Source organism: Oceanisphaera pacifica, assembly GCF_017498065.1.
Taxonomy (GTDB): domain Bacteria; phylum Pseudomonadota; class Gammaproteobacteria; order Enterobacterales; family Aeromonadaceae; genus Oceanimonas; species Oceanimonas pacifica.
The window spans coordinates 1-10567 of sequence record NZ_JAGDFX010000026.1 but is presented as its reverse complement, the minus strand read 5'-3'; the positions used below and the strand labels follow the sequence as shown (position 1 = coordinate 10567).

Below are 10567 nucleotides of genomic sequence, written 5' to 3'. Positions count from 1 at the left end.
TAAAAGAGTGCAACGGCTCTAACGTCGAGCAGACTTTTAACCACGACTTCATGATCTAAAAGAGTGCAACGGCTCCAACGTTGAGCTGATTTCAAACCACCACTTCACGGTCTAAAAGAGTGCAACGATTCCAACGTCGCGTTGACTTTTAACCACGACTTCATGATCTAAAAGAGTGCAACGGCTCTAACGTCGAGCAGACTTTTAACCACGACTTCATGATCTAAAAGAGTGCAACGGCTCCAACGTTGAGCTGACTTTTAACCACCACTTCACGCTCCAGAAGAGTGTAACGATTCCAAAGTCGAGTCGGCTTTTAACCACTACTTAGTGTTCTAAAGTAGTGCAATAAATTCAAAGCTGTGTCGACTTGTAAATGTAAAATAGAGTAGGTATCAAATGACTAACCAACATTCATAAAACTCTACAACCGTGCTCATCAAGTGTTTTTATGTAGCAAAAAATTTATAGTCGAAATGCGTAACGATAGCGGTGGTTTCTAACCAGTTGTCCAAAAAAAGTTATATTAAAAACTAAAAATTAAACTCATATAAAGTAAAGGCACCGTAAAATAAGGGCGCTAAAGTTTGCATAATTACGATTAAATGCACTTTTTTGGATGTTTTTAGTTATCTTTTTTTTATCATTGATAGTTTTCACCTATTGATTAGGTTTTTTTGTTTGAAAAGTGAGCGTTTTTTTTGCGTGGTTCACTGTTTTTGATCGAAAATCAGTCAGTGGTTTACACGGTGCACTTTTTTATGGTTAAAAAATGAACGAGAGTTTACACGGCGCACTTTTTTATGGTTAAAAAATGAACGGGAGTTTACACGGCGCACTTTTTTATGGTTGAAAAATGAACGGGAGTTTACACGGCGCACTTTTTTATGGTTAAAAAATGAACGGGAGTTTACACGGCGCACTTTTTTGTGGTTAAAAAATGAACGGGAGTTTACACGGCGCACTATTTTTTAGGTTAAAAAATAAACAGTGGTTTACACGGCGCACACTTTTTAAAGCTGAAAAAAATGACAAAAAGAAGCAAATCTCTATCCTAAGCCCCGCCAGCATTGAGCCTACGATTTCCCCCTTAAAGGATCTATTAACCGTTAATGGGTAAGGGCAAGCGCGCGAAGCGTGCTTGCTGCCATTCCCCATTTCTAAGCCCCTTCCCCTTACTTGATTTAATTTTCGTTTTCGGGTATTTTTAAATTATAAGTTCACTGTGACTCGAGATTCAGTTTGGTTAGGAGTACGATAATAGCGCACCACCGAGCATTGATCAGACAGGTTAGTTATAATCATCAGGCTAGTAACGTACCAAGTTACTGTAAAGTAGCCAGTATAATGAAATACTAAATAGCGCAACGAACAAAAAAATTTAAAAAGGCTGCATTTATATGCAGCCTTTTTTTGTTTCTATCTCTCCAGAATAAGACCCAAGCCAACCACCATCTTCAAGTGTAGGGCTTCTTAATTACCGTCCTAAAAAGAACTACAGTAAGCCATTAAAAACACACCAGATAGAACTGTAATGCCTAAACGCTTTCTCTTTTTTAGGGGGCATTGAGTGTGTTGTTTACACCATCACTTATCAAAACCTTATAGCAACAAAGTAGTGACGATACCGTCTAGTAGTATCGGTACGTTGAGGTAACAACAGACGTAAACAACCAATAGATAACACTCCTCTACAAATTGTAATCACCATCACCTACCCACCAAGTACTAAAAGATGAAACAAGCAATCAATTGCACGATTGGCTCGGCGGGACATGTAATGAAGGTCTTAGTATGACACCAGAAGAGTCTCGCATAATGTACACGCCCGACCATCCGTAAGGTTGGATAAGTAAAAGTAATTAACATCATACAAGTGCTAGCTGTTGATGCCTTAATCCAATTAGCTGACTGGCATTTAGGCTCGACGTAACACTCTGCGGCACGGAAAGGTGATAGCTTGAACAGTGAACACAAAAACACTAAACAAGAAACTGTAAGTGACAATAATAACTTTTGGTTTGAGCTGTTATTTGCGAATGAAGATCAAGCCAATAGTCCTTTAAGGTTTACTGCGTAAACGCTAAGTGTCATTAGCGAAGGCAGGTTAGTCTTATACGGCTTAGGCATACTTTGTCTTAACTCTTTATTTGCTAGCTAGACAGCATGCTGGCGTTGAAGAGTGATAAGGATATTGGCTACAAGCTCAATAAAATCATCATTGCACTAGTTGAAGAGATGCATCGAGACATCAATGCTATGGCCGGATTCTGAGTAGGTATCGCTAGGCAGTGTACTACTCTGTGCGTTCGCCAGAATCGGTTATAGACGATCGTTGGTGAGTGCCGCGAGGTATTCTGCCCCACGACGAATTCAGATCTTTTGTCGCGTGCAGCTTAACGCCCTTTACTCAGAGGACCGAGTCGGTGGTACCGAAGAAAGCGCTGGGTCTGATCATCACCAAGGTGAAGTACAAAGCCTAACTAATCATGCCGGTACTTATCGTCGCCCGCTATTTCAAGAGTGAACAAATCGAGTTGGGTGAGTTGCAAACTAATATGGAGAATGCCTCTCAGGAGGTGGGGAGCTTTGTTGAAGAGCAAAGCGACGAAGACTTGAACAAATCAGGTTATTGGTAATTTCAAGGCTATGGGGCTAGTGCTATAAGTAAGCAGCGTCACAATAAAATTAATAATAAATACTTGGTGTACGCATTAAAGATTCAGGGAGGTTATCTTTATAGTTCAGTGACAAAACTGCATCGCCTTGCTTGAACAAAGCTAATGGAATAGCGGCAAGCCCAATGTAGTGTTAAAGAAGCACGAACAATTAAACCACCGAGGGCATGCTAAAGCGCCACGAAAAGCGACACCACCCACAAGTTTTATCGCGACCGGTCCTAATCAGGTATGGACATGGGACATTAGTTACTGTCCCTCTTTAGTGCGTGGTCAGTACTGGTATTTATATCTTATCTTGGATATTTATAGCCGTAAGATAGTGGCATGGGAAGTCCATGAAGAAGCGTCAGGAGTGCTGGCTCGACAGCTAGTTGAGCGTGCTTTATTGCGTGAAGATGTACGCAAAACCCGCCAGTACTGCACTCCGATAATGGTGCGCCGATAAAGTCCGTATGTGCTAAAAGCAAGATTGGCAGAGCTCGGTATGTTGATGTCTTACAATCGCCCTCGAGTCAGTAACGACAACCCGTTCTCAGAGTCGATGTTTCGGACAGTGAAGTATTGTCCTGCATGGCCAACTAAGGGCTTCGCTTCATTAACTGCGTCGCGGGAATGGATGATCGCGTTTGAGTACGGATATAACGAGCAGCATTTGCATAGTGGTATTAACTTCGTCACCCCCGCAGCTCGACACCGAGGCTGTGACCAAGCGGTGTTAACAAAACGAGCACAGGTTTATGAAGAAGCAAAGCGCCAACACCCTCGACGTTGGTCAGGTAAGACCCGCAACTGGGCAGTGGCCGCAGCCGTCTCACTTAACCCTTGTAAACTCGAGGAGATGGAACGAAATAAAGTAGCTTTTAGTTAGTATTATTTGGAAAACTGGGTTTAAAACCACCGGTGCTCAGAAAACTTTTTTGCTTTACTGAAGAAGGAATGGACTCGTCGTCTAGGACTTTTAACTCGTAAAGAGATGACAGAAGAAATAGACTTCTACATCACGCAGTATTACCACAAAGTAAGACAACACACCGCGCTGGGGGGGCTTAACCCCCAACCCATATTCGCAGCAACTTAATGCTGCTTAAATAGGTGTCTACTTTTGTTGGGCCACTCCAGTAATACATCACAAAGCTATTGTCTTCCCATATCACGCATTTAATTTTATTGCGTTGGCGGTTAGTGAGCGCATAGAGCGCGCCGCTGAATGTGTCATGATCCAGCTCTTGTTCAACCAGCAACGCCAAGCCGTTGGCTTGTTTCTTAAAATCAACGGGCGCTCGGTACAAATAGATTTTTGGCATCTGCTTCGCGGTGCGTAAATAGCGGACCTGCATTGCACTTGCCTCAGTAGTGTCACCACAACGTCGACATTACCAGCATTGATGCCCGACACACGAATGCCGCTGGGTAAATGGATGCTCAGCTCCTCACTCGAGTGATGAGACTCCATCGATAATGGGACGACCTGAGCAAAACCTGCAGATGTTTCAGCTAACTCCGTTTACTAAAACTTTTTACGCCAATAGTTAAACTGCTTATAACTTAAGTCATGCTGTTTACAAAAAGCCGCACCAGATAAGTTTGATGTCTCTGAGGCAGCGATGTGCTGTTGCCAAACTTGCAAAGCTGGATAAGTTAGGTTAATAGATGCTTATTTAAGGACGCTTACCTTGTTATTTACACTTATTTATATGGGATAACAGTAAGCTAATAAATGATGCAGGTGCTTCTACTGCTGGTACATGACCCACCTTCTCCATGATTACGGGCTGACTTGTCTTGCAATATTCAGCTAAAGTTCGTAGTGATTCCGGGGGAGTAGACAAGTCATCGCTCCCGCCAATGATCAGTAAAGGGACTGTGCTTTTGCCCAGCTGCTGACTAAAATCAAAGCGCCCGAGCATTTCACACAACAGAGCATAACTTTTGGCATCCCCACGGCCCATTATTGTATTCCAACCCGAGATTAAAGCGGGCTGGGCTAGTGTTGCAGCTGGCCCAAACCAGCGAGGAACTATGTCTACTGCCATAGCTGCTAGCCCTTCTTCTTGTACCGCAGCTGCTCTAGTTTGCCAAGCTTGTTGAGTACCTATCACGGCGCCGGTATTAGTGAGTGTGGCTGACAGTAAACGCTCGGGAGCTTGATTGAGCAACTGCTGGCCAATAACACCGCCTATAGAAGTGCCCACAAAGTGAAAGCGCTCGACTTGTGCTTGATCAAGCAGTGCTAGTAGTTCACTGGCTAGACCGGCGGGGGTAATATCACCCTTGGTCCAAGCCGTACTACTCCCATGTCCTGGTAGATCCCAACTTAATACACGGTAGTGTGGCAGTAGCTCGGGTAACAGCTCATCCCATACGGCTTGACTCATACCCAGTGGGTGAGCCAATACCACGAGTGGCAAGCTGGCGTCGCCTAATAACCGATAAGCGACTGCACGACCATTAAGTTCTAAAAAAGACATTACATCTCCTATTAAAAATTCTTGTATCGACTCTGTTGACGTTAAACTCGCTCTATAAGAGTGGCGATGCCCTGACCTACGCCTACACACATAGTACACAGTGCTAAACGTTTATTTTGTTTGTGTAGTTCATGAGCGGCAGTTTGTAGCAAACGAGCACCCGACATTCCTAGCGGATGACCTAACGCAATGGCGCCCCCATTTGGGTTCACCCGTGGGTCTTGATCGTCAAGGCCCAGCTCACGCATACAAGCTAGCGCTTGAGCAGCGAACGCTTCATTGAATTCGAACAGATCGATATCATCCAATGAAAGCTGATGACGCTCTAGCAATTTACGTACCGCCGGCACCGGACCTATACCCATGATACGTGGTTCTACTCCTGCAGTGGCCATACCTAGAATACGTGCCATGGGTTGAAGATGATAGCGCTTCACTGCTTCTTCGCTGGCGATGAGCATAGCAGCGGCACCATCATTTACTCCTGAAGCGTTTCCCGCAGTTACGCTACCATTGGCTCGAAACGGAGTAGGTAAGGTAGAAAGTTTTTCTACTGTAGTGCCTAAGCGTAGATGTTCGTCATCGGCAAATATCAAAGACTCTTGTCTGCGACGAGGAATTTCAACGGGTGTAATTTCTTCAGCAAAGCGTCCTGAACTTTGTGCGTGAGCGGCTTTTTGCTGAGAGCTGGCAGCAAAAGCATCTTGATCGGCACGGGAAATATTAAATTTCTCAGCAAGGTTTTCTGCAGTCTCGGGCATGGTATCGACGCCATACTGCGCTTTTAGCTGGGGGTTGATAAATCGCCAGCCCATAGTGGTATCTTCTAGTTTCTGATCACGAGTAAAAGCAGAGCCTGCTTTACCTATCACGTAAGGTGCCCGTGACATTGACTCAACTCCACCTGCCAGTACTAAATCCATTTCGCCTGCTCTTATGGCACGCATAGCAGTACCGACCGCATCCATACCTGAACCACATAAACGATTGACAGTGATGGCTGAGATACTTACCGGTAATCCCGCCAGTAGCGCAGACATACGTGCCACGTTGCGGTTATCTTCACCTGCTTGGTTGCTACAGCCCATGATCACTTCGTCAATTGCTACAGGGTCCAAATCTGGTGCTTGGGCTAACACCGCTTGGAAGATTTGAGCGGCAAGATCATCGGGACGAACTGTCGCTAAGGTGCCGCCAAAGCGACCGATTGGACTACGTCTGGGGTGACAAAGATAAACAGGCTTCATTAAATTATCTCCTAAGATATAGTTTGAGCATGATGGGCTTCAGTTTTAGCCTTGAGTGCGCGCAATATATTCAACTCTTCAATTGTTGGCTCTGGAGTTAGCGTCACCGATTCGGCAAAGCGAATAGGCCAACCCGTGGCTGCTGTGACCTGCTCTCGTGTCACTCCCGGGTGTAATGAGCTGACGGTTAGTTCCTTGGTATCGGTATCAGGCTGCAGCACACAAAGATCTGTTATCACTTTGGTGGGGCCACGGCCAATATTGGGCACATCGTCTCGTCCTTTACCATCATGGCCAAAACCCAGCGTAGTAATAAAGTCTACCGCTTCAACAAAAGTGCGAGGCGAATGTTTGATAGTGACAAATACTTCTTTGGCGTTAGAAGCGATCTCAGGTGCGCCACCGCCGCCAGGCAGTCGGATTTTAGGTGCTTGATAGTCCCCAATCAGCGTAGTATTGAGGTTGGCGTAGCGATCAATTTGAGCTGTGCCAAGAAAGCCGACATCGATATGTCCGCCTTGCAGCCAATAACGGAACATTTCTGGCACTGCTACTGTAGTCAATGCTGACTCACAAAGCTCGCCATCACCAATGGACAAGGGCAGTATGTCTGGCTTGGTTTGTATGGTGCCGGATTCATAGATCAGCACTACCTCGGGAGCGTGAGTCAGTCTGGCCAAGTTAGCAGCCTCGCTGGGTAAACCGATACCCACAAAACAGGTCATACCGTTTTTCAGAGCACGTGCGGCGGTAACCGTCATCATTTCGGAAGCATTATATTCAAGTGTCATTTGGTTGTTCCTCCTTGATTGTAGACATTCTCTTGCAGCCACTGGTTAAACCGCTCGCGATCTCTCGCAATACCATCCCATTCTTTATAAAAGCTGTTATTACGTGGGTAGTAGCCATAAGCATAAGAAGGCGCAGCCCCATTTTTTACTTCTGCGATGGCATCTATGGCCCAGCCTGGGATGACACAGGCATTTGGCCCCGCCTCTAGGTCATCAACAATCTCTTCAACTGTAACTATGCTGTGTTGAGCTGCGAGCACCGCTTCTTTTTGTACCCCAACGATACCTGTTACCAGTACGTTACCGTTGCGATCGGCGCGTTGGGCATGAATGATACTGACATCAGGGCGCACCGACGGTACAGCGGCTAATCGTTCCCCAGTAAACGGGCATTCAATAAAACGTATCTGTGGGTTAACTTTGGGCAAATCACTGCCGATATAGCCACGTAAAACGGCGAGGGGTAGACCGGCGGCACCCGCTTCATAGGCACAAGCCATAGCAGCGTGGCTGTGCTCAAATATTTCTAAAGGCTGTGGGTAACTTTGTTCAACTGCATCTCGTAAGCGGTGCAAAGAGCCGACTCCTGGATTACCGCCCCAAGAAAAAATCAAACGGTCTGCACATCCAGCGCCAATTAACTGATCATAAATAATATCTGGGGTCATACGGATTAGAGTCAGATGTCGCTTTTTCTGGCGAATGACCTCATGACCGGCGGCAAAGGGAATTAAATGGGTAAACCCTTCCATAGCGACGGTGGCGCCATCGTGAAGATAGCGAGCAATGGCGTCGTGCAAGCTCATGAATTGGGCCATGAGAAAATGCCTCCTTGAAATAAACCTGATGTTCGCATTGCGAACTTGTGTTTGCAGTGCGAACATACTTGCACTTTTTATCAGCACCTGCAAATCCAAAATAATCACTAAATAGCAAATAAATCTTAAATGTATGTTAAATAAAGAGTTATTTAGTGCATAAAAAAATACAAGGGGCAGGTAAGGTTATATAATGTTCGCACAGCGAACATAGTTCACTATTATTAGTAGGACTACTATTTAGGCTATAACTGGAAGTAACCAATGGCAGACGATAACAAGCTAAACCCTGATGATCGCGATTTTGTTGCAGCACTGGCTAGTGGGTTGGAAGTATTGCAGGCTTTTGATCAGCAGCATCCCCGTATGACGCTGAGCGAAGTAGCAGAAAAGGCGGGCATGAGTCGCGCTAAGGCGAGGCGTCTATTATTGACTTTGCATGCACTGGATTATCTAAAAAAACAGCAGCGCTATTTTGAGCTGACACCGAAAATACTGCAGTTGGGGCATGCTTTTTTATCCGTAAACCGTTATGGACCTATGATCCAGCCTTATCTGGAAGAGATAACTCGAACTATTAACGAATCTACTTCGTTGGGGATTCTTGATGGGGATGACGTTGTTTATATCGCACGATCTGCCGCTGAGCATAGGCTGATGGCTATTCAGTTAGCGGTGGGTACGCATTTGCCAGCAGCCTATACTTCTATGGGGCGTGTACTCTTGGCACAATTTTCTACTGCAGAGCTAACGGCCTACCTGTCGCGTGTACAGCTAACAGCCCATACAGAGCTCAGTATTACTGAGCCTGAGAGTATGCGATTAGCCATAGAGCAAGTGTCTCAACAGGGATTTGCTATTATGGATCAGGAACTGGATTTAGGACTACGTTCGGTAGCCGTTCCGGTATTTGATCGACAAAACTTTTTACTTGGGGCGATCAATATCAGCACGAATGCAGCGCGAGTAAATATGGAAACACTAACTGGCCACTTTCTACCTTTGCTACAGGAACAAGCCCAACTAATACAAAAAGTGGTGGGGTGAACCCACTATTAAAGTGAACTCTCCCTTGAGCGACTGTGTATTATCTCTGCCAGTATGGTGTTCATCAGACGCATAACCGCATTAGGATTTTCACCACGACGACGCGAGGCGATCAAGGGAATGGTAATACTTTCATCGGCTATCTTGACAAATTCAACTCCTCCGCGACGCAAGGTTCTTACCTGCTCTGGTACCAGAGAAAATCCCATATCTGATGCCACCAGAGATAATGCAGTCTGTAAATCATCAACTTGCTGAGTTACTTGCACTTTAAGGCCCTGACGATGAAACAACGCAAGTATTATATCGGAAAAGTTGGGTCTGCTACCTGAAGGAAATGTTATTAAGGGGAAATCAGCTAGTTGCTGTATGGTCGGCTGCTGGTTAACCAAAGTGTGTTCTTCTGGTAAGACGGCGACCAACGGCTCATTAAATAAAATCTCTTGTTCAATATCTGGGTCTTCTATCTCTATTCGGCCAAATCCAATATCAATTTTTCCACTTTTTAGTGCCTCGTTCTGTTCTTGAGCCTTGAGATCGTGCAGCACGATTTCTAACCGCTTATTGCGTCGTAAGCGCCGTACAATCAAGGGTAACTCTGCATAAAACACTGACGGCACAAACCCAATAGAAAATACTGTTTTACTATTTTGCTCTACTTCACGGGTCGCCTTAATAGTGGCATTGAGCTGACTTAAGATAGCGTGTGCTTTCTTAAGAAAAAATCGACCACTTTCGGTCAACTCTAACCCTCGAGCTTTGCGAATAAATAACTGAACCTCCAGTTCATCTTCCAATTGCTTTATCTGTCGAGTTAACGGTGGCTGAGCAATAAACAGCTTTTCTGCAGCTCGGGTTAAATTTAGCTCTTCGGCTGCCACGATAAAATATCGTAAATGTCTTAATTCCACCCATACCTCCAAGGTATTAGTTTAAAACTTAATCAGTATTGGATTAGTTATGTAAATAAAATGTAACTTGAAAGTAACAAGATGAAACATTGGCGCTAAAGGTGATACATGATAGTAACTATTGAGTCTATCGAGGCAATTTTAGTTGATATACCGACAATACGTCCACACCAACTTTCCATGACCACCATGGGTGTGCAAACCATGGTCATAGTACGAATAAAAGACTCTGCTGGTCTAGAAGGACTAGGAGAAGCGACCACTATTGGTGGATTAGCTTACGGACCGGAAAGCCCAGAAAGCGTCAAGTTGACCATAGATACTTATTTTTCTCCCCAACTCATTGGCCAACCGGCAGATAACATCAATGCCTTGAAAGTAAAGCTGAATAGTAGCACTCGCGGCAACAATTTGGCGAAGTCAGCAATAGAAACTGCGCTATTAGACTTGAAAGGCAAGCGTCTTAACCGCTCTGTCTCCGATTTATTAGGCGGAGCAATTCATCAACATATTCCTGTGCTGTGGACGTTGGCCAGTGGCGATACTGCGAAGGACATCGATGAAGCACAGAGCCTAATTTCTGCCAAGCGTCATTGTGACTTTA

General features: G+C 45.0%; 12 protein-coding genes. 5 read left to right on the top strand and 7 right to left on the bottom strand.

What is annotated here, in order from left to right; all coding sequences use genetic code 11:
- Nucleotides 1-2808: 2808 nt before the first annotated feature.
- The 3 genes from J3U76_RS14570 to J3U76_RS14810 are packed head-to-tail and all read left to right on the top strand — an operon-like array spanning nucleotide 2809 to nucleotide 3759.
- Nucleotides 2809-3126: a DDE-type integrase/transposase/recombinase gene (locus J3U76_RS14570; RefSeq protein ID WP_208006635.1), complete on the top strand. Its 318-nt coding sequence runs from the start codon at nucleotides 2809-2811 to the stop codon at nucleotides 3124-3126.
- Nucleotides 3127-3171: 45 nt separating this feature from the next.
- Nucleotides 3172-3549: an integrase core domain-containing protein gene (locus tag J3U76_RS14220; protein ID WP_208006634.1), complete on the top strand. Its 378-nt coding sequence runs from the start codon at nucleotides 3172-3174 to the stop codon at nucleotides 3547-3549.
- A 57-nt stretch (nucleotides 3550-3606) separates the two neighbouring features.
- Nucleotides 3607-3759, top strand: coding sequence for a hypothetical protein (locus tag J3U76_RS14810; protein WP_208006636.1), 153 nt, complete (start codon nucleotides 3607-3609; stop codon nucleotides 3757-3759).
- Here the strand turns inward: J3U76_RS14810 and tnpB are convergent.
- The 6 genes from tnpB to J3U76_RS14190 form a co-directional block, all read right to left on the bottom strand.
- Complete coding sequence (tnpB, locus tag J3U76_RS14210) at nucleotides 3728-3985, bottom strand: IS66 family insertion sequence element accessory protein TnpB (protein ID WP_208006633.1); 258 nt, start codon at nucleotides 3983-3985, stop codon at nucleotides 3728-3730. The genes J3U76_RS14810 and tnpB overlap by 32 nt on opposite strands.
- 203 nt (nucleotides 3986-4188) lie before the next feature.
- Nucleotides 4189-4308 (bottom strand): IS66 family insertion sequence element accessory protein TnpA, encoded by a 120-nt coding sequence (gene tnpA / locus J3U76_RS14805; protein WP_424022317.1) that lies wholly within the window; start codon nucleotides 4306-4308, stop codon nucleotides 4189-4191.
- 49 nt (nucleotides 4309-4357) lie between these two features.
- Nucleotides 4358-5149, bottom strand: a complete 792-nt coding sequence (locus tag J3U76_RS14205) for an alpha/beta fold hydrolase (RefSeq protein ID WP_208006632.1) — start codon at nucleotides 5147-5149, stop codon at nucleotides 4358-4360.
- Between the two features lie 41 nt (nucleotides 5150-5190).
- A complete protein-coding gene (pcaF, locus tag J3U76_RS14200) occupies nucleotides 5191-6396 on the bottom strand; it encodes a 3-oxoadipyl-CoA thiolase (RefSeq protein ID WP_208006631.1) in 1206 nt (401 codons plus the stop codon).
- A gap of 11 nt (nucleotides 6397-6407) precedes the next feature.
- A complete protein-coding gene (locus tag J3U76_RS14195) occupies nucleotides 6408-7187 on the bottom strand; it encodes a CoA-transferase subunit beta (protein WP_208006630.1) in 780 nt (259 codons plus the stop codon).
- Nucleotides 7184-8005, bottom strand: coding sequence for a CoA transferase subunit A (locus J3U76_RS14190; protein ID WP_208006629.1), 822 nt, complete (start codon nucleotides 8003-8005; stop codon nucleotides 7184-7186). Before J3U76_RS14190 ends, J3U76_RS14195 begins: the two co-directional genes overlap by 4 nt.
- A gap of 264 nt (nucleotides 8006-8269) precedes the next feature.
- Here J3U76_RS14190 and J3U76_RS14185 point away from each other — a divergent pair, with 264 nt between their 5' ends.
- Complete coding sequence (locus J3U76_RS14185; protein WP_208006628.1) at nucleotides 8270-9052, top strand: IclR family transcriptional regulator domain-containing protein; 783 nt, start codon at nucleotides 8270-8272, stop codon at nucleotides 9050-9052.
- Nucleotides 9053-9060: 8 nt separating this feature from the next.
- Here J3U76_RS14185 and J3U76_RS14180 read toward each other — a convergent pair whose 3' ends face one another.
- Nucleotides 9061-9963: a LysR substrate-binding domain-containing protein gene (locus J3U76_RS14180; protein WP_208006627.1), complete on the bottom strand. Its 903-nt coding sequence runs from the start codon at nucleotides 9961-9963 to the stop codon at nucleotides 9061-9063.
- A gap of 108 nt (nucleotides 9964-10071) precedes the next feature.
- On the opposite strand from J3U76_RS14180, the gene J3U76_RS14175 reads away from it, so the two are divergent.
- Nucleotides 10072-10567, top strand: a 496-nt coding sequence (locus tag J3U76_RS14175; protein WP_481130289.1) for an enolase-like domain-containing protein, incomplete at its 3' end; no start/stop codon positions are given.

Coding starts and splice junctions, on each gene's coding strand:
- J3U76_RS14220 (WP_208006634.1), top strand. CDS start 3,172: ATGTCTTACAATCGCCCTCGAGTCAGTAACGACAACCCGTTCTCAGAG.
- tnpB (WP_208006633.1), bottom strand. CDS start 3,985: ATGCCAAAAATCTATTTGTACCGAGCGCCCGTTGATTTTAAGAAACAA.
- J3U76_RS14205 (WP_208006632.1), bottom strand. CDS start 5,149: ATGTCTTTTTTAGAACTTAATGGTCGTGCAGTCGCTTATCGGTTATTA.
- pcaF (WP_208006631.1), bottom strand. CDS start 6,396: ATGAAGCCTGTTTATCTTTGTCACCCCAGACGTAGTCCAATCGGTCGC.
- J3U76_RS14195 (WP_208006630.1), bottom strand. CDS start 7,187: ATGACACTTGAATATAATGCTTCCGAAATGATGACGGTTACCGCCGCA.
- J3U76_RS14190 (WP_208006629.1), bottom strand. CDS start 8,005: ATGGCCCAATTCATGAGCTTGCACGACGCCATTGCTCGCTATCTTCAC.
- J3U76_RS14185 (WP_208006628.1), top strand. CDS start 8,270: ATGGCAGACGATAACAAGCTAAACCCTGATGATCGCGATTTTGTTGCA.